The organism is Actinomyces bovis, assembly GCF_900444995.1.
Lineage (GTDB): Bacteria > Actinomycetota > Actinomycetes > Actinomycetales > Actinomycetaceae > Actinomyces > Actinomyces bovis.
In genome coordinates, this window is record NZ_UAPQ01000010.1 from 38,270 (window position 1) to 62,308 (window position 24,039).

General features: G+C 59.7%; 15 protein-coding genes, 2 tRNA genes and 2 pseudogenes. 4 read left to right on the plus strand and 15 right to left on the minus strand.

The window, feature by feature from the left end; all coding sequences use genetic code 11:
• Positions 1–38: 38 nt before the first annotated feature.
• From DR039_RS09465 to lanM, 4 genes and pseudogenes are all read right to left on the minus strand, one after another.
• A complete protein-coding gene (locus tag DR039_RS09465; protein ID WP_111837130.1) occupies positions 39–836 on the minus strand; it encodes a lantibiotic ABC transporter permease in 798 nt (265 codons plus the stop codon).
• Positions 836–1,714, minus strand: coding sequence for an ABC transporter ATP-binding protein (locus DR039_RS09470; protein ID WP_111837232.1), 879 nt, complete (start codon positions 1,712–1,714; stop codon positions 836–838). The genes DR039_RS09465 and DR039_RS09470 overlap by 1 nt, the downstream gene beginning before the upstream one ends.
• Positions 1,714–3,846, minus strand: coding sequence for a peptidase domain-containing ABC transporter (locus DR039_RS09475; RefSeq protein WP_111837233.1), 2,133 nt, complete (start codon positions 3,844–3,846; stop codon positions 1,714–1,716). Before DR039_RS09475 ends, DR039_RS09470 begins: the two co-directional genes overlap by 1 nt.
• Positions 3,834–6,767 (minus strand): annotated as a pseudogene (lanM, locus tag DR039_RS09480) (type 2 lanthipeptide synthetase LanM). Before lanM ends, DR039_RS09475 begins: the two are co-directional and overlap by 13 nt.
• A 548-nt stretch (positions 6,768–7,315) precedes the next feature.
• Between lanM and DR039_RS09485 the strand changes: the two are divergent.
• Positions 7,316–8,662 (plus strand): annotated as a pseudogene (locus DR039_RS09485) (ISL3 family transposase).
• A gap of 252 nt (positions 8,663–8,914) precedes the next feature.
• On the opposite strand, the gene DR039_RS09490 reads toward DR039_RS09485, so the two are convergent.
• The 4 genes from DR039_RS09490 to DR039_RS09505 all read right to left on the minus strand — a co-directional run bounded on the left by DR039_RS09490 (position 8,915) and on the right by DR039_RS09505 (position 12,281).
• A tRNA-Ala gene (locus DR039_RS09490) sits at positions 8,915–8,990 on the minus strand.
• An 84-nt stretch (positions 8,991–9,074) separates the two neighbouring features.
• Positions 9,075–10,244 (minus strand): hypothetical protein, encoded by a 1,170-nt coding sequence (locus DR039_RS09495; protein ID WP_229116923.1) that lies wholly within the window; start codon positions 10,242–10,244, stop codon positions 9,075–9,077.
• Positions 10,245–10,381: 137 nt separating this feature from the next.
• Complete coding sequence (locus tag DR039_RS09500; RefSeq protein WP_111837132.1) at positions 10,382–11,080, minus strand: GNAT family N-acetyltransferase; 699 nt, start codon at positions 11,078–11,080, stop codon at positions 10,382–10,384.
• Positions 11,081–11,084: 4 nt separating this feature from the next.
• Positions 11,085–12,281, minus strand: coding sequence for a molybdopterin molybdotransferase MoeA (locus DR039_RS09505; RefSeq protein ID WP_111837133.1), 1,197 nt, complete (start codon positions 12,279–12,281; stop codon positions 11,085–11,087).
• A 175-nt stretch (positions 12,282–12,456) separates the two neighbouring features.
• Here DR039_RS09505 and DR039_RS09510 point away from each other — a divergent pair, with 175 nt between their 5' ends.
• The 3 genes from DR039_RS09510 (at position 12,457) to mscL (ending at position 14,392) form a co-directional block, all read left to right on the plus strand.
• Positions 12,457–13,116 (plus strand): 5-formyltetrahydrofolate cyclo-ligase, encoded by a 660-nt coding sequence (locus tag DR039_RS09510; protein WP_111837134.1) that lies wholly within the window; start codon positions 12,457–12,459, stop codon positions 13,114–13,116.
• A gap of 112 nt (positions 13,117–13,228) precedes the next feature.
• Positions 13,229–13,921 (plus strand): SAF domain-containing protein, encoded by a 693-nt coding sequence (locus DR039_RS09515; protein WP_111837135.1) that lies wholly within the window; start codon positions 13,229–13,231, stop codon positions 13,919–13,921.
• 90 nt (positions 13,922–14,011) lie between these two features.
• Positions 14,012–14,392, plus strand: a complete 381-nt coding sequence (mscL, locus tag DR039_RS09520) for a large conductance mechanosensitive channel protein MscL (RefSeq protein WP_111837136.1) — start codon at positions 14,012–14,014, stop codon at positions 14,390–14,392.
• A gap of 142 nt (positions 14,393–14,534) precedes the next feature.
• Here the strand turns inward: mscL and DR039_RS09525 are convergent, their stop codons facing one another.
• The 7 genes from DR039_RS09525 to DR039_RS09555 all read right to left on the minus strand — a co-directional run bounded on the left by DR039_RS09525 (position 14,535) and on the right by DR039_RS09555 (position 23,893).
• A complete protein-coding gene (locus tag DR039_RS09525; RefSeq protein ID WP_229116924.1) occupies positions 14,535–14,819 on the minus strand; it encodes a transcriptional regulator in 285 nt (94 codons plus the stop codon).
• A gap of 5 nt (positions 14,820–14,824) precedes the next feature.
• Positions 14,825–19,243: a DNA helicase gene (locus DR039_RS09530; RefSeq protein ID WP_111837137.1), complete on the minus strand. Its 4,419-nt coding sequence runs from the start codon at positions 19,241–19,243 to the stop codon at positions 14,825–14,827.
• 176 nt (positions 19,244–19,419) lie between these two features.
• Positions 19,420–19,495, minus strand: a tRNA-Arg gene (locus DR039_RS09535).
• Positions 19,496–19,568: 73 nt separating this feature from the next.
• Positions 19,569–20,504 carry a universal stress protein gene (locus DR039_RS09540; protein ID WP_111837138.1) on the minus strand — a complete coding sequence of 312 codons (936 nt, stop codon included), beginning with the start codon at positions 20,502–20,504 and terminating at the stop codon, positions 19,569–19,571.
• Positions 20,505–20,682: 178 nt separating this feature from the next.
• Positions 20,683–21,516: a C40 family peptidase gene (locus DR039_RS09545; RefSeq protein ID WP_111837139.1), complete on the minus strand. Its 834-nt coding sequence runs from the start codon at positions 21,514–21,516 to the stop codon at positions 20,683–20,685.
• A gap of 319 nt (positions 21,517–21,835) precedes the next feature.
• Complete coding sequence (locus tag DR039_RS09550) at positions 21,836–22,507, minus strand: metal-dependent transcriptional regulator (protein WP_111837140.1); 672 nt, start codon at positions 22,505–22,507, stop codon at positions 21,836–21,838.
• Between the two features lie 144 nt (positions 22,508–22,651).
• Positions 22,652–23,893, minus strand: a complete 1,242-nt coding sequence (locus tag DR039_RS09555) for an MFS transporter (protein WP_111837141.1) — start codon at positions 23,891–23,893, stop codon at positions 22,652–22,654.
• Positions 23,894–24,039: the final 146 nt, after the last annotated feature.

The following is a 24,039-nucleotide window of genomic DNA, read 5'->3' on the forward strand; positions in this document are numbered from 1 at the left end:
GGAGAACACGCCGCAAGCTCTTAATCGCTACCACCGGCTTAGACTACGTTCCTTTTGAATCTAACAAATCCAACCAAAACCGAAATCACGGGATACGCTATAGCAGTACAAAATAGGAGTGGATAGTTCAATGTGCCTGTTATCACAGGATCTTGTGTAATCAAGTATCCGTAAACATTGTTGGGCAGCCAAGAACTGATTGTCTTTGAAATGTCTAGCGGTATAAGACCAAATACAATAGGAGCTATCAGGCTTATCGCAATATATGATCCGATCGCGGAAGCAGCATGGCGAAAGATAAACGCCAATCCACCCGCAAACAACACACTAGTAGCCAAATTGAAACACGCGACTAGGATCTGCCTCCAAACTGTAGCATCAGCTAGAGTGATCGTGTATGGCGTGTCATGTGATACTAAGATGCCTTCGAGAGGAATAATCGCCATTAGAATTACAAAGAATGTTGATAGCGAAAACGCTAGTGGCCAAAAAAGTTTAGATGCGATAAACCTTGCAGGTCGACGACTTGCCCCGAAAGTGGTATAGATAAAACCAGAACCCCACTCGGCACAAATGTAGGCGATTATTGCAGCTCCAAAGAAGATTTGCGCAAAAGAAAAACCAAAAAGTGGAATCTCGTAAAGAAACGAGACGTCTTTAAGCGGTTCTCCTTTACTATAGGAGAGGGCTATGCTATAAGATACCGCTATTGCGATCGCGAACATGATAACAAGGCCCGTATAGATCAGCAATCGTGCCGAACGTGACCCCTTGAATACGATCATCTGCAATCGAAAGTCACTGAGAGTGCTACTACGATACTTAACATCAGCCATTACTTTCCACCTTCCGAAGAAAAGGACCAATAGACATCCTCGAGTGATCTATCCACTTCCTTAAGGCAAGTTATTGGAACACCCAGGTTTACCAATTTCGGTCCCAAGACAACAGGTGACACCTCTTTAACAAAAATGCCATTTGCAACGATTTCGAACGCATAGTCAAGACGCTTTAGAGCATCTACCAAGACCGATTGCTGTTGCGCGGTTACGTGCGTAGGTGTACCAGAGACAAGCTTTTCCTTAGTACCTGTCCAGACTGTTCGCCCATTCTTTATTATCACAAACACGTCTGAAATGATTTCAACTTCCGAAAGAGTATGCGATGATAACAGCACTCCCCCACCCTGGTTGCGATAATTGGACAAAAAGTCACGAAGCCAAAGAATGCCATCTGGATCAAGCCCGTTCATCGGCTCATCTAAGATTAGATAGCTAGGCTCCGCCAGTAGCGCCAGAGCAATATTAAGCCTTTGTTTCATACCCAGTGAAAACGATTTAACTCGTCGATGCTTTGCGTGGTCTAGTCCAACAGTCTCTATCAGCGACATAATCCTTTCGGATGGCACACCATATGCGGCTCCCAATGCGCTCATGGCATGCATCGCCGTTAGTTCGCCATTGACCCCCTGACGGTCAATAAGTGTTGCAAGCTTTGACCATGGGTCAGCTAGCTTGCCTGCCTCGACACCATCAACCGTGCAGTCTCCACTATCTGCCTTTTCGAGCCCTGCAATGATGCGCAAAGTCGTAGACTTTCCAGAACCATTGGGACCAACGAACCCAACAATCTGTCCGGTTTCAACAGTGAGAGACACATCTTCAAGTGCACGGATGTCACCGTACTTCTTTTGAAGGGAAGATACCTTTATCATCACAGCCCATCCTTCGTTGACTCTTGATATGCGAAATACATTTTGCTGAATAGTCCCCCGCCTTCTAACAGCGATTCAAAAGATCCATTCTCCACAACTATTCCTTCATCCAATACTACGATTTCATCGAAGTCTCGAATTGTCTCGAGGCGGTGCGTAATTGTCACAAAGGCACAACCCAATCTACTTAACGACTCGTATAGACTTGCTTCAGTTCTCTGGTCCAGCCCCGAGGTAGCTTCGTCAAGAATAAGTAACCGAGGTTCTTTGAGTAGAGCGCGCGCTATACAAATGCGTTGCCTCTGTCCGCCTGAAATATTCTGACCACCGTTTATCAACATTGTCTGCAGACCTTGAGGGAATAGGTTCGGGTCGAGTCGAAACTGAGCGAGCTCGAGGCACCTCACCAGATCAGCATCTGTATGCTCATTTCCCCAGGATAAGTTGTCACGAAGCGTAGCATTTCGCAGACTAGAATCTTGAGGAACATAGGCTACGCAATCATAAAAGCTGGACTGCGATACACTTCGGAGCCGAACGCCATTGGCTTCAATCGAGCCAGATGTAGGCAGCAATAGACCACCGATAAGTTTGGCTAATGTTGACTTTCCGCAGCCAGTTTTACCAACGACCGCAATTCTTCTTTGCTCACCAATCTCGATACTGATGTCTGAAACCGAGTCTTTCGCAAATGCTCCATATCTGAATGAGACGCTTTCAAGACGAACGGGTAACTGAAACTGCGATGATGCATCAGGGGAAAACATTGGGGCATCCATATAATTCACCAGATCGTCAACGCGACGCAAGGCTGACGATGTTTCCCCGATTTCGGCGCCCATTTCAACGATCATAGTCACTTGCGCCAAAAAAACTGTTGCAAGCAGTTGCAACTGTACGGCCTGCCCCAAGGCGTCAGGCCCGAAGGAGCTAAAAAGGTTTGTAAGGAAAACGACAACAGGCAAAAAGGTTTGTATTGCGTTTACCAGTGAACTTATAGACCCCCTTAGAAACAGCTTCTTGCGCTCTAGTGACACAACTTTTGCGTTGTGTGCTGCCCATGATTCAAATATTTTCTCCTCGTGACCTCCTGCCTTGACCTCTTGGATCGAGCTAATGGAGTCAACCAGAACTGAGTTTGCTAAAGAGTCTTCCCTATTTTGCTCATCCGACAGCTTCCTAATTTGCCGCTGTGAGAAATTGAAAGCTCCTAGGTAAATCATGGTAGCCGCTAATAAGAGAAGAAAGCTCCTAAAGTCCAGCACGCAAATGTATATGAGACACCCTATTCCTGCAACGCTACCGACAAATAGCTTGGGCAGAACTCCAGACACAAAGGACTCTAACTTCTTGATTAGAGAAACACGGTATAGCAGCTCACCCCGAGGACGAATATTGAAGTAACTTAAGGGCGCACGAAGTAAAGTGTAATATATGATCTCAGTTAAGCGTTTACTAATTGTCGTTGAAGCTACCGAACTAATAGCAGTATTCAACAGGTGAACTAATATGAAACCGAACGCAAGGCTGACGATTACAGCTATTATTGATGCTTGATCCATACCTCCAAGCTGCTTTACCAGCCATCCGGTGATTTGAGGGACTGCTACGGTAACACCCGTAACGAGAATAACGCCAAGGAGTATAGGAAGAAGTAAGAATGCTTTCCCTGCCAAGAGTACTGCGAGGGACTTCCATGATGGATCATCGCTAACTTGACCTTCGCTAACTTTAGTATTCCCTCTTGCCGCTGTTACACAAAAGCTTCTGAAGTTAGCCTCAATTTCCTTTTTGCTACACCAACGACGGCCGGATGATGGATCGACGATGCGCCAACTATCGCCAAGTCGCTTCTCAAGTACGACATAATGCGCGGGTTCCCACGCAATGATCGCAGGCAAGGGGACACGGGACAGATTTGAATAAGAGCACTTTACAACTTTGGAGTTCAAACCAAAGTCACTAAGTATCTGGGTTAAAGCTCGAAGAGACAATCCGTCACGTCCTGGCGCATATGTCACACGCATTTTTCGAAGCGAAGCGGAGATCCCAAATGACTGAATTAGCATGTGAACACAAGCAAGCCCGCAGTCCGATTGCGCCACTTGGTACGATGGTCTCACTCTAACCATAGCGGACACCTCACAACTTCCTGAGACGACAACAGGTACTCTCCATATAGCACTGTTCCAGCAATTCCAGCGAAGAGGCTGTGTGAAATCGAAGATCTTGATAGCGACCGTAGAAAACTAGGGAGAACGTTTTGGAGCCAGAAGAGGCCGGCCTCGCGACTTCTTGTAACCAAGGCATGGTCCCCTATCAACTCACCAACTTTCTGTAGAATCCAGAGATTGCCCACGTCCCCATGGCACAATGTGGGATTACCGCCGAAGGTTTCCTTCTTAACTACATCGGTGAGAAATTCAATCATGGGAGCAAGCTCATAACATTTTCCCAACTCGCTCTCGTGGAATTGAGCTAAGGCCAAAAGGACACCTGGAGTACCAGAACACCAACCTCTACCGATGCCAGTTTGTTCAAAGCCGATTGGCCATAATCTCGATTCACTCTCACGGAAACTCAAGAACTGGCTAAACAATCTACTTACTGAGCTCTCAAGCCGATCCCTATTCGAAATGTGGTCGCAGAGCATAGCAGCGGAGGCTAAAGCACCGGCATGACCATGTGCATAGCCGGATAACCAACTACAACCACGCGAGGTCGATTCAGCCAAACTGTCTAGAGCATTTAAATAGTCATCTTCAATTTTGGTTGATTCGAATACACCTAAGGCCTTTGCCAAAACCGATAAACCGATAGTGCCTCCAGTGAAATCGAATCCGTCGTGCGAGGCACACGAAATCATTTTATTGGCTAGTGACTTTAGTCACTCGAGTCCACCGTTATCCCCCGCGGCGGAATAATAACAATGCAATGACCACAACACAGAGTGCGCACCAGACAAGGCTCCCGTATTTAGCGTAGCCAACTGTGTGGTATTTAGAGATTCAAGCTTGGTGACTAGTCCATCAAAGTAGTCATGTGCCTCTTTTCTTCCTCGACAGGAAAGACCCGCAGGCCCCGACAACACAAGCGGTAAAGCCAAGCCGGAGGATCCGGCATATAGATCCATGGAGACTTCGTCGACGTACCAGTACTGATGAGCCTGGTTGCTAAGTCTAGCGCCAATCCAAGTAGCCGGGGCACTTCCTGAACCGTAAACATACCCATTCAACAAAGATGTAAGTGCCTCATTTAGTGACACTTCGATATTATGTGAAACGTTAGAAAGGCTGTCGGAATATTTAAACTGTGTGGCATTGGATGATTCATCATAATAACTCGCGAATGATATCTCGATTAGCCAGCAGTCCAGCTCAATGGTTTTGGAATCCATCTTTTGCACACGACCTATTGCATTTTCGATGGGCGACTCGATAAAGTAGTTCTTTTTGACTGTTTGAACAGACCCTTCGAGGTCACTCGATGTTGCTGAGACCACATATCGAGGAATATCTCCAGAAATGAGGCTTGCAAGCTCGTTACGCAATAGTAGCCGGTCGCTGTCGAAACGCCCAATAGCAAAGCGTAGCAGGGCTCCAACATAAAGACTAGGACTACTTAGACACTGCTGATTTGTTGCCAGTTGAATAGCATTAACGTATTTTATGGTGTCCTGCACCACTACACGAAAACACGACTTAGAAAAGCACTCTCGTAACAAGTTAGAGATCGATGCCTTTTTGTCAACGACAGCTTTAGTAAGTTCTCTGTAGCGTTCTGTTAAACTTCTGACGTAGTCGGATGAAAAACGGAAACTAGACGCGTTATCAGACATATGCTTGGCTACATCCTCATACACCAAGTGCATCTTATTTGTAAAAGAATTCTTTAATACTAGCTGGCGCTCAGTAATAAGGTTCTTATCGCGTCTACCAAGTACGCCAACATCTACAAAAGTTTCTCCGCGCTTTTTGGGGATAACTAGCGGTGACGGGAAAAAGCCTGTTGAGGTGACAGTCTCGGATAGTGCAGCGTGTATTGGTATACCCTCACTGTCACGACGACAGAGACCCGAGGTAAGGGCGGTCTCAGCGTCTACCAGGATTGGGATACCATCGGCGCTAAAGCGCACGTTCTCGTAATGAACATCGGTAAAACTTAGAAGCTTCAGGAGTAGGGCAAACTCGGCTGCTGCCCTTGGATTATCAAAGCGGCTTTCTTCGACGTGTGGGACATGCTCTGCCCAGCCGTATGAGCCCCGAGTGATTACCTTTCCGACGAACGTGCAGGTAAATCCAAACATTCGGCCCAACTGCTCGGCAAACCTCGAGCAAGACTCCTCTACATCTAGAGGTCGCGGTTTGTGAAAAATCTGTTGTCCATCATCCAAGGTCACAACTGCAACGCTTTTGCCATCATGCGTATCACCCAGTTCAAAGGTGATGTTTGATACTTGTGAGTCCTCTGTCAGTCCGAACCTTGACAGTCTAGACCAGTCTTCCTTCAAATGGTCTAGTATCTCTGACAGGTACCTTAAACTGCGTTCACACTTACGGTTTGCCAGGTACCACGCAATTGGATAGCGTTCCTTAAATTGTGCCAAGCTTCGGAAAAGTGCTTGAGAGGACTCTTCATAAGTCAGTTCTGGTCCGTTGCTACTTATTTCCTTTTCAACGAACTCGAGTTGACATCTCAGAAGAAGGCGTTGAAGTGCTGAACAATTTGCAGATACGAATGATTTAATTACAGCGTCGCAGTCGATTCTGTGAGGAAAAGCATCAATCACGTCCCTGATGGATGATATTTGCAAGTCGGATAGTGCCCATGTTGAATCAAGGAAGGGGATAGGTTCGCGTTCGAAGAATCGGTAGAGTTCTGCAAGATTGTCAGCGAGCACCTCTTCGTCAGTCTCACTGTTCTTTTGTGTGAATTTGTCGATCTCTCCTTGGAGCGAGGCCACACCGTGCTCGTAGGCAGCACTAGTCAATAGTTCTTGGAACAGATCATCTGTGATCTCTGGGAAAAATTTCCTAATGCTACCCACAAGCACGGCGTAAACCTCTCTCTAGCGATCGAAGTACACTTCAAGTGGAGGGACTAACGCAGTATCTCCACCCTCACGCTGTGTAACTTAGCCGCAGAGGAAACCCCAGCACTCCCACGACATGGTGCAAACGCGACCAATCGTGCGAGTACCCGGTACGGTCCAGGCACCGCCCGTGAAGGAGTTTTGGTTTTCACTGAGCTCCTGTTCACTCAGTTCTTCAAAGAAATTAATGCCGGACATATGAGACCTCCGAGTTCTAGTAGGTACCCACAGCTTGTGCTGTGGTAGGTCAGGGTACCAGGTACGCCAAAGCGCGCAAGTGGATTTTGAACACTTACGCGTTGGCTTGCCTCGAGGTCTCATTTTGAGGCACTCGCAGAGCTTAGCTAGGTTTAGGTTCGAGTGCAAGTTTGCTGGCTCTTCGCAATCTTTTGGGGAGTGAGTGCCTCCGGGGCGACGCGCTCACGCGGTGAAGCCGGGGACCGAGCCTGTGTACCAAGGGGTGCTAGGGGCTGCGGGGTGATGTGAAAAAGTCAGGGCCCTCCGGCACGATGGAAGTAACGACACAGCCATCACGTAAGGACCCTGACGTGACTTACTCTAGCTTCCGTACCCCGGATCTTTCCACCTTCACCAACCTCGACCAGTGCGGTCTGGCCATCATCGGCCAACAGGTGGAAGACAACCAGCAGCCCGCCCGCTTGTTGTGTCGGCCTGTCGTGATCCAGTTGAGCTGCCCCGCGTGCGGGACTCGCGGCTATCCTGGGGGTACGACCACCAGGCAGCTCTCCCACATTCCCTGGGGACACCGCCCTACCATCCTGCACGTCGTCATCCGCCGTTACCGCTGCCCCGCATGCGAAACAACCTGGCGCGATGATCTCAACAGGGCCGCGCCACCACGCAGCAAGCTCACCTACGCCGCTATCCGGTGGGCGCTGGTGACGATCGGCTCAGATCACATGACAATCTCGCGGTGCGCAGCGAAACTACAGGTCGCATGGCACACCGTGAACACAGCCGTGCTCGATGAAGGCCGTCGCGTACTGTTTGACGACCCCCAACAGGTTCGATGGTGTACGCGTTATCGGCGTTGACGAGCACGTGTGGCGACACACCCCACCGGAAACCGATATGTGACGGTCATCATCGACCTGACACCCGTGCGTACAGGCGAGGGGACTGCACGTTTGCTTGATGTGGTGCCTGGTAGATCCAAACATGCTTTCTCGGGGTGGCTGGCTGCCCGTCCACCACAGTGGCGGGACAACATAGAGGTCGTTGCCATGGATGGCTTCACAGGCTTTAAGAGTGCTGCCAACCAAGAACTACCCCACGCGGCCACGGTGATGGACCCGTACCACGTCGTGCACACCGCAATCCAGGCACTGACTACGTGTCGGCAGCGGGTACAGCAGGAAACATGTGGTCACCGCGGCAAATCGGGCGATCCGTTGTATGGGGCACGCCGTACGCTCTTAACCGGGGCGGACTTGCTCACCGATCGGCAACGCGAGCGGCTCAACCTACTGTTCGCCGATGACAAGCACGTTGAAGTGCATGCCACATGGAGTGTGTATCAACGTGTGCGGCAGGCATACCACTGTGACAACCGTGACCTGGGCAAATATGCCATGGTCAACCTCGTGGAGACGATCACGAACAACGTGCCGACACCGCTCGTCGAGGTCGCACGTCTAGGGCGATTCCTCAAGCGCCGCTTGGGCGATATCCTGGCGTACTTTGATCGCCCGCACACCAGCAACGGCCCCACCGAGGCTATCAACGGACGACTGGAGCACCTACGCGGCTCAGCCCTAGGGTTCCGGAATCTCACGAACTACATCGCGCGATGTCTCTTAGAGGCTGGGGGCCTCAAACGCAAGCTGCACCCTTAATTACGAAGAGCCCTTTTGACATCATGCCCCAAACAATTTGACGGAGCCCCATACATTTAGACGCCCTCGGGGTCGAGGTACCTCGATCCACCTCCTCGCTCCGGATTCGCCACCGGGAGCACCCCGAGCTGCCGTCCCCTACACCCACCAGGCAACCACCTACCCCCAGAAACCGCCCCTGACAAGCTAAAACGCCATCCGTTCGGGCAAAACAAAAAGGACGCTCACTTTGTATCAAAATGAGCGTCCTAGTGGTGGAGCTAAGGGGATTCGAACCCCTGACCTTCTCATTGCGAACGAGACGCGCTACCAACTGCGCCATAGCCCCTTGTGCGCACCGATGTTAGCACTCCGGCCAACCATGCCCGCAAGTCAAGCCCCGGTGAAGCACGACACCACCCCGGCGCCTGCCTTACTCCCCCACAGCCCGACGGCGTGCCAGCACAGCGTCGAGGTCGATGGGGTGGAAGGTGTGCTCTTCCGCCTCAATCCCATCAAGACTGAAGGAGCGCACCGCCTTAGGGCGCAGCGGCGTACGCACCGACAGGTCAGCCACCGCCTCAACCCCAGCGTCGACCACCTTCCGGCGGGGAGCACGCCCAGCCAAGGTGTAGGTAGGCGCAGGCACATTCACCGGGCTCCACCCCTGCGGGGGCGTGGTGGGAGCGAGTTCCACCTCAGGCGGCGCAACCCGCCGCTTCGCAACAGACACCTCGCGCGCCACCGGCTTCGCGGGCACAAACTCAGCCACCTCAGCCACTCGTGAAGCAGTCGGCAACTGCGTCACTGGGGCAGCTTCCTGCTGGACCGCAGCCGCGCTCGTCACAAGTTCCGCCGCCTCGCGCATAGCCGCCGGCGTCGCAGGAGAGGCTGCCGACGGCGTCGACACGGCAGAACGAGCAGAGAGTGCAGACGCGCTAGAGCGCGCCGACCCAGCCGAGCGCGCAGAGTGGGCAGAGCGGCTCGGTGCAGCTGCGCGCCGAGCGCGCTCAGAGTCGGCAGCCAGGCGGCGAGCCCCCTCAGCACCCGAAACTGAACGAAGCTGGCGGCGCATAGCTGCGATCTTGCGCAACTCCCGCTGATTACCAGCCTTATCCAACTGGGTAGCCCACCGACCATAGGCAAAAGCCACCACCGTCACCGCGGGGGCGAATAAGCCATCCCACCAAGGCAGTTTGGTAAAAGCCACCACTAGGAGCATCACCAAGGAAGCTCCCAGCAGCGCCAGCACCACCAGGGCGCGGCGCTCGGCGGCCCGGCGTCGCCGAACCCGGTTGGCAAGGTGGGTGGCGCGAGCCTGTTCCAGCTCTCGTTCCATACGAAGCGAGCGGACGCTCCTAACAGCAGGCCTGTCCAACACCCTCACCTCCGGTCGGCTCTCAAAGATCTGCGCGTGCCCGCCTCCAGCTGAGCAGACCTCATCCGACTCTGGGGTCCCCGTGGCCAAGATCCTCAGCTGCGCTGAGTACCTGTCCTCCGAGCGGGAACTCCCCATCATCTCGCGGCGTCCAACCAGGGTGGGCAGCATGTACAGGGAGAGGACCGCGGCGAGCACAACCAGCACCCAAATCTCGATCCCCACATGGAAAACCGTATGGCCCAGCGCCCATGCAACCAGGTCGGCACGCCGAACGCACGCGCGCGATTTGCTTTGGAATCACAACCGTAAACTCACATGCGACCCAAAAGCGCACTCACGTCACACCAGTCACATGCGCATCAGTTGGGTTGTGGCTCGCCACCCTCCAGCGGTACCACCGCCCGCTCCAAGCGCTGCACATACCCAGCGCCGACCTCCTCCGCCGTCGCCGCAAAAGAACGATGATCCGCCCAGCGGCCAGCCACATGCATGTACCGCAGCCGGGTACCTTCCTCGCGCAACCTCAGCTTGCGCACCACCGCCAGGCTGGGCCCATTCTCCGGCCGGATATTCACCTCCACCCGGTGCAAGCCAACCTCCGGCCCCAACAGGTGGTCCAGCAGCATGGCCACACACAAAGTCATGACGCCGCGCCCCTCCCAGCGCGAGCCCAACCAGTAGCCCAGGGTCGCTGACCGCATGGAACTCCACACGATCGGCTCCACCGAAACCTGCCCCGCAAAGTCCCCATCCACCTCGATCACAAAAGGCATAGCCGTGCCATCGCGGGCCTGACGGCGTAGATCACGCACATAAGCGCTAAAGGACAAGTTGCCCTCGCCACTGCCCGGCGGCAAAGTCGCATCCCACTGGGCTAAGCGAGCTTCCTCCGCCACCCGCAGGGACCGCCAGGCCGCAGCGTCCCCCAGGCGCAGCGGACGCAGGCGGACCACCGCGATCCCCCGGCACAGACCGCGCTCCTCCAGGCTAAGCTCCGTCAACACCACCGGCCACTCAAAGCGTGGCTCCGCCAGCATCCGCGCCAGCCATCCCGTCATGGCGTCAGGAATCCAACAGCAAACAGGCCAAGGTGGTCCCGGCAGTTACCACCGCCCCCTCTTCTGGCACCACCGCCAGCGCATTAGCGCGCGCCAAGGCCAGCAACCCCGTACCCATAGGCTCAGCCTGGTAGCCCGCCGTCGGAGAACCAGCCACCCGCACCGGCAAAAACTGCCGCAAGCCCCGGGGGGACTCCCAGCCCTGGCTGACCACAGCTGGCACCGAGGAGCGGTGCAGCCCCGCCCAACCGGCCATCTGCCGCAGCACCGGACGTACAAAAGCCTCGTAGGCGATCAAAGCAGCAGCTGGCTCACCCGGAAGACAGAAAATCGGGGTGCCATCCCCCACCGTGCCCAAACCAAGTTGGCGTCCCGGGGACATCTGCACCTGGTCAAACCTGACGGTTCCCAGTGGCGCCAGCACGGACTTAACAGTGTCACTCTGCCCCACCGAGAGGCCGCCGCTGGTGATGATGACATCGGCGCGCACCAACTGGTCCTCAATGCATTCGGTTAGGGCCCGCACGTCATCGGGCACCGGAGCTACGCGGAAGGCGCGGCCACCAGCATCACGCACTGCCGAGGCCAGGGCATGACCGTTGGCGTCATACACGTCCCCGAGCGGCCTGCGCGTGCCAGGCTCCACTAGCTCATCGCCAATGGAGATCACCACCACGCGCGGCGCCGGGTGCACCCGCACCCGCGCCAGACCCATGGCTGCCAGCAAACCCACCTGCCGAGCGCTCAGCCGCGCCCCACATTTGAGAACGGTCTGCCCTGAGGCCAGTTCACCGGCACGCGGACGAAGGTTCTGTCCCGCCGTCGGCACCTGGTCGATACGCACCTGGGAAGTGCCGCGATCCGTATCCTGCCACGGCACGACGGCGTCGGCACCGCGCGGCAAAGGGGCGCCGGAGTCAATCAGCACGGCGGCATTCTTGACCAGAGTCACAGGCCGGACGTCACCTGCCCGCACCGCGTCCTGCACCTCCAAATAGCGGCCTGCCCCCAGCTGCGCCACGTCGGCCGCACAAACGGCGTAACCGTCCTGCCCCGCCAAGTCCAACTCCGGCATATCCGCGGCGGCGACGACGTCCTCCGCCAGCACACAACCGACGGCGTCGGGAAGCGGCACGTCCAGCGGGTCTGCAGCCTGAGCAATCTCCAGGCAGGCCGTCAGGTGCTCGGCGACACTTCTCATTGCGCTCCTCTGCATCGAACTGCGCCCAGGCTACCCGCACGCTAAGAAACAAGCATCTTGAGACCGATGGAAGCACCCCCCCCCAGCGTCCGGCTCGGCGCCGGTAACACTGCCTGGGTAGCGCTACCGGTCCCAGCGACCAGCCAAGTGCCCACGCACCTGCCACAATCAGAACATGACCGTCGCTCCTGCACTACCCGACACTTCCTGGCTGGAGAAAGTGGATGCTAAAGAACGCCTCCGCCAGGTGCTGCGCGAACACCGCCGGAGCCACCACCCCCACCCCAGCCGAGGCCACAACCTCGCCTGCGAGGCCCTAACCGAGCACGCGCTGGAGGCCATCGGAACCAAGCAGACAGTGGCCTGCTACGTCTCCACCGGAAGCGAACCCTGCACTCGGCTCCTACTGGAGCGGCTGCACGAGCAAGGGGTTCAGGTGCTACTGCCGGTACTTGGGCCCCGGTTGTCGCGCGCTTGGGGCTGGTTCAAAGGCGTAGATGATCTAGCAGAGCGGGCCCCCCGCCGCCCCCCGGAGCCCAGCGGCGAGCCTCTGGAGGCAGAGACCATCGCCCTGGCTGAGGCGGTGCTGGTGCCCGCCCTGGCGATTGATCCAAACGGCAACCGCTTAGGCCAAGGCGGGGGCTGGTATGACCGGATGCTTCCGCTGGTAGCCCCAGAGGCCACCGTCTTTGGCGTGGTGCACCCTGAAGAACTGGTGCGTACACCCGTGCCGGTAGAAGCGCACGACAACCGCGTGGATGCGGTTATCACCGCTGAGTCTTGGTTCCTGCTGCAGGGCTCTAGCTTCAAGCTGCACGGAACCAACGGGGCCTGAGCGGGGTATTTCCCGCCTAAAGCCGCGCTCCACAGCTGGCAGCCGCGCTTCCTAGTTGGCCGACCTCTTTGGCTACGCGCATCGACGCCCTGCGGCGCAGCAGCCTTGATTCATGGCTCCTAAATCCAGCGACACCCGCTCCCGCCACCGACAAGCCCCCGAGCGCCACAGCACTGAGCGGACGCGCGGCGGCCTACGACGTCGCCTATTTTGGGGCCGGCACCGCCACCTGATTCTGGCCGCCTGTCTGGCCACCGCCGTGATTTTGCTAGTGCCGCGGTTTACTGCAGCGAACAGCGGTGGCAGCAGCGTGCTGGTGGTGGCGCACCGCCTAGAAGCGGGCCAAAGCATTGACTCGTCCGCGCTAAAACGCAGCAATATTCCTGAATCAGCGCTGCCTGCTGCAGGTCTGGCGGATGAGGCAGTAATTGGTCAGCGTGCCGCAATCAGCCTAGAAGAAGGCACCGTGCTCACCACTTCAATGACTAGCGGAAGCGCGGCCACAGACCTCAGCGAAGATGAACGTCTAATTGAAGTTCCGGTTGCAATTGGCGCGGAACTAGCCACCCCTGGAGCGCGGGTAGACGTGGTAGCGCCATGCAGAAATGGGCAAATGGGAGAGGTAACTCCAAAGGTGGTCGGACATGACCTGCGAGTGGTTAGCACACGCCGCAAAACTGAGGAAGGAATATGGAAAGAGGGGACGAGTATCACACTAATCAGTCTTGCCGTACCGAAACAGGACGCTAGCCTTGTAGTAGGCGCGGCCTCAGACAAGGCGCTCAGCATCATGCTGAGTCATTGAAGCCGTGGGCCGGGAAGACTCCGGCTTTCCTCATCCTCTCCGGCGCACCCTGATGCGTCCGCAACAGGTCGCCAGACCGAAAGGCAACTCATGATCAAGGGTTTCAAGGAATTCATCTCTCAGGGCAATGCCATCGACCTTGCCGTCGGTGTCATCATCGGTGCCGCCTTCAAGACCATCGTTGACGCTCTGGTAGAGAAGGTCATCAACCCGCTTATCGGTGGCATCTTCGGGCAGCCTAACTTCGACTCGGTCGGCAAGTTCAGCGTGAATGGCGCCGAGGTTCTGCCCGGCGCGATTATCACCGCCCTGGTCAACTTCCTGCTCGTTGCTTTCGCCCTCTACTTCTTCCTGGTTGTTCCCATGAACAAGCTGAAGGCCGCTCAGAAGCAGGGCAAGGAGGACGCTCCCGCCGAGCCCTCCGACGAGGTCAAGCTCCTCACCGAGATCCGCGACTCCCTGGCCCGCTGAATCAAATCGGAAGGCGCCACTGTTTTTCAGTGATCCCCTTCTGACAGCTGCCTAGCCAAGTAAGGGCCCCGCCGACCAACTGGTCGGCGGGGCCCTTCGTATTCCAGTCATATTTCAGCGCCCGCTGCTCGCGCGTCAGCGCTCACTGCCAATGTGGCGGCACCTCAGCCAATAAACGCGCGTCATTGGCCTGCTGCCCGTGCGCCCAGCCATTAGCACCACTGCCATCTTCGCCTAGTACGCCACCGCCGCGCTCCTGCGCCTCCGCCAGCGCATCCAGGCCCCGGCGTCGCCGCTCCTCAGCCTGTTCCTGCGTCGGCTCACCGCGAGAAACCAGCTCGGCATCCTGTGGTGACAGCGCCACCACGCGGCGTCGGCGCCGCACCGAGCCGCCCCCGGCGCCCTCACCCGGGCCTCTGGCCACCACGGCGTTCAGCGTCCGCGCCGCACGGCGTTAGACAGCACTGCGTCAACGCTCGCCCCACGGCGGCGCAACGCCAAGGTGGCGCGCAATTCCTCAATCTCCTCCGACTCATCGCGAGCGACGCCGTCGGAACGAATCCAAGCCACCAAGTCATCAAGCTGATCATCGGAGTAGGCCTGCAATGGCAAACCAGCCGCAATTGGGGGCCGCTTCACGCGCTGGGGCTCCGCTGGCGCCGCCTCCGCCGTCGTGTCACTCGGTGCGCTGGCGGTGCTGGAGGCAGTCTCGGGTGCGTCGGCGGTGCTTGCAGAAGCCTCCGAGTGAACGGGCTCCGTCTCCACCGCCTCCGCTACGTCCTCAACTGGCTCCACCGGCACCATATCCGCCACTTCCTGCGGGATAGCGGCCTGCGGCGGCGGAGCGGGCGCGCGGCGGGCACGGATAACCGACTCCACCAGCTGCTCCACGCGACGCGCCTCAGCCTCCGGGTCCACAAACACCCCGGCGGAGAAGGCCATATGCACCAGCCAACCGCGCCGCTCTAGGCGCTCCACCCAGTGCCGGTCACGACGCCGCAGACTCGGCTCCGCCACATAGGCCGCGTTGTCGGTCAACACCGCCACAAACAACTCGCCTGGGAAATCTGGGTGACCGATCGCCAGCGGAATCCGCGCCCCACCCTCAAGGCCATAGCGGGGACGCACGGTCAGACCCCGACGCCACAGGTGCTCAGCCAGATCAACCAGGAGCGGATCGGGGGCGACGCCGTCGGCAGTGTCATCATCCACACCGCCCTCGGCCTGTTCCAGCAGCTCACGCAGGAGGCGCGAACCAGCTGCGGTAAGACGGCTCGGGTCCAGGTCGACGGCGCGCAGGCAAGAGACCACCAAGGTGCGCTCGCGCGCGGCACACAGCGCCTCCACCAGGGCCACCATGCCGCCCTTCTGCGCTACTCGCCCAAAGCGGTGAATCGTGCGGCCGTGCACGGTCTTGGCATAGCCAACACTCAAAATGATCCGGTCACGACGCAAAGAACGGCACTCGTTGAGATCCACCACCACAAATGGCTCCGCGCCATGGTCGCTGAAGAAACGCTCCAGAGCCGGGGAACCACTGAGCTCCTGCATAATCGCCTGGCGGATCGCATCCGCGTGCCGAGTGTTGAGCGCAATAACCGCCAAAGACAACTCCGGCGTGCTCAACACGTGCTCAATGACTAGGTCCACCACCCGGTTGACCTCAGCGGCCACCGTCTCCACCGCCACCTCACCGGGGGCAGCGGCGCCGCGCCCATCCACCAACTCCAAGCTCAGGGACTGAGCCCCCGGAGGCGTGGGCACGGCCTCAATGGTGCCCTGATAGTCATTGGCCGCCAAGAAGGCAGCAATCATCGGGTCAAAAGCATGGCGAGTGGTGGGCAGGGTGACCTTGGGCAACAGTGGGCCCAGCTCGGCCGCCAGACCAGACTCCGCCCGGCGCGGATCGCCAACCACCAGCACCTGCTCAGCCCGCACAAAGGCCGGCAACACCTGCGCCACGGGGATGGACACGGAGGCATCCAGCACCGCCAAGTCCAGCAGAGCATTGGCGGAGAAAACCTGCGGCACCAGCATCGGCGGAACAATCCAGACCGGCTTGGCAACTAGCGCCAGCGGGTAGCGCTCGATCACCTCACTCAGGTCGGCGCCCTCCTCCCGGGCCAGGTTGGTGAACAGGGCCCGGGCCTGCTCCAGATGCTCATCCACCTGGCTGCGGACTCGGCGGGCGTGCGCCTGAGCTACTGGCACAGACAAGGACTCCGATTGAGCCGCGTCCAACTCGCGCAAGGACTTGGCCAGAGCAGCCAAAGCAGCCGCGTCCAGGCCCCCCATATCTGGGTCGTCGCGTAGAGCCTGAGCCAGCACTGAAGACCACCAGCAGTAGGTGAGCTCCAGTTCCAGCTGGTCGGCCTGCGCGGAGCGTGCGGCCAGGTCATCTACCAGGGGGCCCAGGCCAAGTTCCGCAATATCCGCCATGACCTTGTTGAGCTCAGGCACGCGCACGGCCTCATTGTCCTGGGCCGCCAGGGTGCCGACCTGTTCGCGCAGGTCATCCAGCGTCAGGTCAATGAGCTTGGGAGTGCCGGGGGTGCGATCCAGCAGGACCTGCACCTGGTCCAACTGGCTAAGAGTCTCTTTGGCCGTGGCCGCCATCTCGTCCAGGCTGGAAGGCAGGCTAGGCCAGCCGCCCTCCGGGGTGTAACGGCGCCAAATCTCCCGGCGGCGCTGTACCTGCACTAACTCGGCGTGCAGGTCCCCCACCACGCGCCCGGGGCGCACCCACTCGCGGGCCTGCCGTTGGAAACGACGCCGGGTGTTGGCGTTCATCTCCACGTCGTGCTCCTCGCGCCACTGGCGGGTGGCGGTAGCAATCACCATATCGGCGGCGGAGCGTTCAAATATTTGCGGCCGGAAGATATCCAGGGACTCGCGGACGCCGTCTAGCACCTCAAGCTGTTCGCGCCACTGACGCAAGGACTGCGCACGGGTCATGCCGGTGGAGCGGGAGCACTTCTCCACATGCTCACTGACGGTGGGCAGCAGCTCCTCACTGAGGCGCCGCAGTACTGCCAGGGTATCCGTGACCTCGTCCAGGTCCGTGACTGCCAGGGATGTCCAAGCGGAAGGCTGCGTGCGGGGCACCAGCATGCCCAGGGAGTGCGCGCGTTCCAAGACCTTGCGGGCACGAGCCAGGCCAGCGGCGTCGAGCTGTTCCAGACGGCCGGGGACAATGCGCGCGGTGGTGCGGGCACGGGTGCGTGAGGAGGTCATCTCCGCGAGCTTTTGCAGGGCCTCAAAAGCGGAAACACCCCAGGGGGCACGGCTGGCGTGCAACGCACCGACGTAGCGCTGCAGGCGGGAGCGGACGGTAACCAACCGCTCGCGCAGCTCCACGATCTCCTCTGTGTCCACCTGAGGGGGGCGCACTCCCAGGCCCTCTTTGATGGCCTCAGCGGCGTGACGGCGCCAGGCCGGGTCCTCCGTGAGGTCCACAACCAGCTCCCCCAAGCCCAGCTCCCGCAGGCGGTCGGCGACGGCGTGGCCGTCCGCGCAGCTGGCGGGCACGTGCAACACGGTGCGGCCCGAGCCAGCGGCGTCGGCGATCACCGCGGCTAGGGCGGTGGGCACGTCTGATCCCGGTGGGGCATCCAGCAGCAGGGAGGCACCCGAGCCCACGGCCTCGACGGCGTCAAGCTCCTGGGTCTCCAGGTCCCCGGCTCCACGCTCGTCTTCGGGGAAGCGGTCGCGTGGTTCCGGGTCGGGGAGTTTGACATCCAGGGCCTGGCAAGCGGCGCCGTCGCCTGCCAGGGCAGCCACCAGGGCGGAGGCGCGGCAGCGCTCGCGCACGGCGTCGAAATCCTCAATCAGGGCCTGGCCGGGGTGGACGAATGCCCCCACCACCAGCCGCTCATGCTGATCGAAGGCGGGGAGGTATTCGCGGCCCAGGGAAGCCAGCCGGGTCAAAGCGGCCCTAGGCGTGAAACCCACCTCAGAAACGGCAGCGTGGGCGATGGCGGCCACATCAACGTCACAGCCGTGGGCGCGCAGGGCTTTTACCAGCAGCGGGTTGACCTCTACGGACGGGTCTAGGGCCAGCATGGCGTCGCCAGTGGCGCCAGTCAGGCGCACGGGGCGCAGCAGCACGGGGGCGTTGATGGTCTCCACTCGCGCGTCGCTGCCTGACCGGGCAAAAGAAGGGCGAGCAGAACTGGACTGCGCAGCACCCTCGGTGGGGCCGGTCTGGGTCCAGGTGGCCACGCCCACGGCCAGGTAAACGGGGGCGACGCCGAACTGCCGGGCCAGGTCCTGGGTGCGGGCCGCCACTTCGCGCAAGGACTGGCGAGCGGCCAGGAGAGCGGAACGCTCGCGCACCAGGGAGGACAGGTGAGTGGCACGGCCGGCGTAGAGCTGGGCCAGGCCGGAGGGGTGGGCGGCGGTTAGGTCCACTACCCCCTCGTCCAGCATGGTGATATCTGAGGCGGCAGCGACGCCGCCGAGGTCCAGCAGTTCGTCGCGCCAGCGTTCCAGGGCGGTGTCAATCCGTTCCAGGCGGGTGCTGCTGGTCTCCGGCTCGTATGCCGACGCCAAGCTGCTGCGGGCGGAGCTAGCGGCACTGCTGGGGCTGGCGGCGCTGCTGACGCTCGCTGGGCTGGAGGCACTGGAGCCACTGGCGCCGCTAGCTGAACTGGCTGAGTCAGCGGAGGCGACGCCGTCGGCCCCAGTGGCCCGCCCATTGGCCGCCGACGCTACAGAGGCCGCAGCGGTGGACTCCGGCTGACTCTCGGCGGAGGTATCGGATTCGGTGGCCTGGTTGGGTGCCTCTGGGTCACCTGTCCGGGTAGACAGCGCGCGTCGCAGCCGGTCAAAGGCGGAGGGAGGAGGCGTCATACCAACAACATATCGGGATTGGGGCCTTATTGTCCGCAGGCTCGGCGGAAGGAGGCGCAGTTGCTGGCACGGCACTCCCGCTCAGCGGTACTCGTGGGCAAAAGCGCCCTGCTGAACGCCCTGGATAGGTCCCGGAGAGACCGCTGGGGCCAGCGCGTACGCCAGCCCCAGCCGGTTGGTGCCCCCGAGACGATTCGAACGTCCGACACCCGCTTTAGGAGAGCGGTGCTCTATCCCCTGAGCTACGAGGGCCTGGGCAGCAGCGTACCAGCGCCACGCCGCCGCTGAGACCCACCTTCAGATGCCTCGGTGCGAGCTCTAGGAATCAGGCCCGCCCCCAGGGCATCTGGACCCGACCCGCAGCAGCGCCGTCCTTGCCACGGCTCGGCACCACCATCACTGGGCAAACCGCGTGCGAGAGCACCGCCTGGCTGGTGGAGCCCAGCAGCAGTCCAGCAAAGCCACCGCGGCCACGCGAACCCACCACCACCAGGTCCACCGCCGTCGAGAACTCCGCCATCAACTCAGCCGGGTTGCCGTCCAGCGCATGCTTGCGCACCTTCACCTTCGGATGCCCTTCCAAGGCCTTCTGCACGGCGTGGTCTAGGCCATCACGCACATCAGCAAGCACTTGCTCGCGGTCGATAGCGGCGGGCAGCCAGGCCAGTGCACCAGTGCCGGAGGCCAGTGGCACCGCGGCTACCACCGTCAGCTCGGCATCCCAGGCCTCAGCCTCCGCAACCGCCCAGGCCAAGGCCTTGCGCGCAGAATCAGAGCCATCCACACCGACGACGATCCGCCTCACCGGCGTGAACTCGGCCCCCTCCACATGGCGGGGCACCACCACTGTCGGACAGTGCGAGTGGGCGGGCAGGGCCGCAGAAACCGCCCCCAGCAGGCGGTCGGCAAAACCGCCGCCGCCGCGGGTACCCACCACGGCAAGTGCCGCCTCATCCGATAGGTCCACCAGCACCCCGGCGGGGTCACCGGTCTCCAAGGAGGAAGTGACCTTCACCCCGGACCCAGCGGTGTGTTTGACTGCTTCATCAATGACGCTCTGGGCGCCGTTGCGAATGGCGGTGTCATCCAGTGCGGCGTATCCGCCGTCGAGTGAGGCCGTGGTGAAGGAGGGCAGCGAGTAGGCACACAAGAGGTGCACCCGCCAGCCTGCCTTAGCGGCCCGGGCTACCGCCCAGTCAACCGCCTCGAGGGACTCTGGTGAGCCGTCAACCCCAACGAGCACAACCTTGTCTTCAGCCATAGCAGCAAACCTCCTGGTCCTAGAGAACCTATATGCACATTGTGCCGCAGGTCTCACTCTAGCGTGTAGGCTTCCGGGCCACATACTTAGCAGCTAATTTGCCCGGTCGGCGGCCCACAGCAAAACGCGGGGGCGGTCACCGTGGTGGTGACCGCCCCCGTGAGAAGACTCAGTTGGCTCAGCCGATGCGGATGTAGCTCGGGGAGTCGTATACAGCAGCAACCTTGACGACGTCACCCGGGCGGGGGGCGTGAATCATCTTGCCGTTGCCGATGTAAATGCCGACGTGGTAGCCGTAGTAGACGATGTCACCCGGCTGGGCCTGGGCGGCGGAGACGCGGGTACCAGCGGCGCCCTGCGCATAAGAGGTACGCGGCAGGGAGATGCCCGCCTGACGGTAGACGTACTGCACCAGACCGGAGCAGTCGAAGCCGGAGGGAGAGGTGCCACCGTAGACATAGGGAACGCCGAGGTACTGGGAGGCAATCGCCACGATATTGCTTCCAGCGGCGGAGGCTGGAATCTCCTGGCTGGACTTGGAGGGCGCCGGGGTGGACTCCGACTGGGAGGAGTTGGACTGGCGCGAAGCCTGACGACGGTTGGACGAGCTCTCGGAAGCGGCGGTCGCACGCTCGGTGGTGGACTCGGTCTTGGTCTCTTCCTTGGGCTCTTCAGCCTTGGGCTGCGGTGCGGGCGGAGCCTCGGCGGCAACCTCGGCAGCAGCAGGACCCTGCCACTGGGCGTCAGCAGCAACGGTAATGGCCTCGTTGGTGGCTACGGCCTCACGAGCCGGGGCAGCAAGTGCGCCAATTCCAGCCTCCAGAGACCCGGCGGACTCACCTACCTCAGTAGCCGTCGATGCGGCGACGGCGGCACCAGAGCCAACCATCGCAATGGCCAGTCCGGAGGTGGCTGCGACGGCGAGGCCCAGGCGAGTGGAGGGTGCGACCTCCGACAGGGGCGTCAGAGCCCGTGTCGCCTTGCGGTGGCGTGCCTTTGTCGTAGCGGTCATCTCTCACTCCTTAGCAGATTCTGCCGACTCGAGGTCCGACAAACGAATAACTGCAACCTACCTGGGATGCAGGGGCTTTGTCATCGCGTAGTCACCCACATCGCAGTGGCGCACACCACATAACTACTGGGATGCACCTGGATACCGATCCGATTTCTTGCCACCCCGCAGCCAGTTCCCCTTGGAATACCAGCACAAGCGCGATAGCACTGCCGACTCCGCGAGCAGACGACGAACAGTCACCCAACTGCACCGCAAATCCGTGCAGCCTGTCTCAACAACAGGACAAGCCAGGGCGGGAAGGCTGGTTTCAGCAGGCTCAGCGAGCCAAGAACACGTGGCGCGCCACGTCAGCAGGCAGCACCACCTGGGCGCCGTCGGCAGCGGTGATCTGCACGCCCTGGCCAGTAGGCCGCACCGTGACCTCAGCGCCCCGAATCACCCCGGCACGCTCCACCTGCTTAATCAGCTCAGCGTCGGCCTGAATTGGCTCGCCGACCCGCTTCACCTTGGCCGTGACCTCACCCTCACGCGCCGCCCGATCTGCAGAGATTTCAGAAGCAGCCGGACGCGGGCGGATTTGGTCGCGCTCGGGGATGGTGTTGCCAAAGGGATCGGTTTGCACCGTGCCCAGGAGCTCGGTCAGGCGGTCCTCCACCTGTTCACTCATCACATGCTCCCAGCGGCAAGCCTCTTCGTGAATCAGGCTGCGGTCCAGGCCAATGACATCCAGCAAGAGCCTTTCAGCAAGGCGATGCTTGCGGATCACCTCAACGGCTTTGCGGCGCCCCTCCTCGGTGAGTTCCAGGGCCCGGCCTTCACCCACCCGGATCAGACCGTCACGCTCCATGCGGGAAACCGTCTGGGAGACGGTGGGGCCCGAGTGATCCAGGCGCTCAACAATCCTGGCGCGCAAAGGAGGAACACCATCCTCCTCAAGCTCATAGACGGTTTTGAGATACATCTCAGTGGTGTCAATCAGCTCGCTCATCCGGGATTCCCCTTACTCCTACGCCGCCTGCAACGGACGCCTGTGCCAGCCCGGTCCCGGCAATCCTGCCAGGACGCGCCCAGGATAACGGTGAGGCGGCAAAACTGAGGCCCAAACCGCGCCGACTCACGGACGAAAAGCTGCTTAGGCCGCATCAGCGCGCCAGTGTTTACGCGTCCACAAGCCTGCCGCCAGCGCTACCAACAACGCCGCCCAGCCACCTACGGCAATGCCAAAGCGTGGCCCCCAGACATCACTAACCCAGCCGATCAACGGGGCGCCTAGCGGAGTCGCCCCTAGGAAAGCCAGCATGTACAGGCTCATCACGCGGCCACGCATCTCCGGCTCCGTGCTCAACTGAACCGTCTGGTTAGCCGTGGTCAAAAGGGTGAGGACAGCCAGCCCGGTGGGAATCGTCATCAGGGCGAAAGTCCAGTAGGTGGGCATCAGGGACAGCAGCAAGCTGGTCACCCCCAAGACACCCGCCGCAATGATTACCGTGTGCAGGCGCGGGTGCTTGCGTCGTGCCGCCACCAGCGCGCCCGCCAGTGAACCGACCGCAAAAATCGAGGAGACCGTGCCGTAAGCCTCCGATTGCAAGTCAAAGACGCTGCGGACCATAGCTGCCATAGTCAACTGATAGTTCAGGGTCAGCATGGAGACCACAAAGGCGATTCCAATAATCATCAGCAGATCCCGGCGGTGGCAGACATATGCGAAGCCCGCACGAATCTGGCCTTTGGCGCGCGGCGCTCGCGGGATGTTCTGCAGCTCCGCCACACGCATGGCCACCAGAGCCATAGTGGGGAACAGAAAAGTCAGGGCGTTGACCAGGAACACCCAGCCTGGCCCCACCCAGGCAATTGCTATGCCCGCCGCTGCTGGGCCGAGGAGACGAGCAGCGTTGAAGGAAGCAGAGTTCAAGCCGACGGCGTTGCTGAGGTTTTCCGGCGGCACCATGCGCGCAACGAAGATCTGGCGAGCTGGGGAGTCGTAGGCGGCTGCGGCCCCCGTAAGCGCCGCTGCCAGATAGACATGCCAGAGCTGGGCGTGACCGAGCAGTACGTCCAAAGCCAGGACCGCAGAGACCAGTCCCATGGAGGTCTGCGTAAACATCAGGAACTTGCGGGCGTCCATCCGGTCCGCCACCAGGCCTGCGTGCGCGGATAGAAAAACCGTCGGGAGGAACTGTATGGCCGTGGTCAGGCCCGTGGCGGAAGCGGAGTCATTGGTCAGGATTCTCAAGACCAGCCAGTCCTGAGCCACGCGCTGCATCCAAGTCCCGGTGTTGGTCACGAGCGCCGCCAGGAACCAAATGCGGTAGTTACGGATCGCCAGTGACTCGAAAGTGCTCCGCAGCGCTTTGACCACTCCCTGCCTCCTCATGAGCCACCGCCCCTCCTAGGACCATATACCTAGTGACGGCGTCGGCGTCGCAGTACTCAGGGATCGAGAGCTCTGGGAGCAGACCACTGGACCGCGGCGCCGACGCCGTCGGCAACAGGAATGAGGCGGCAGACCGCCGTTAGTTG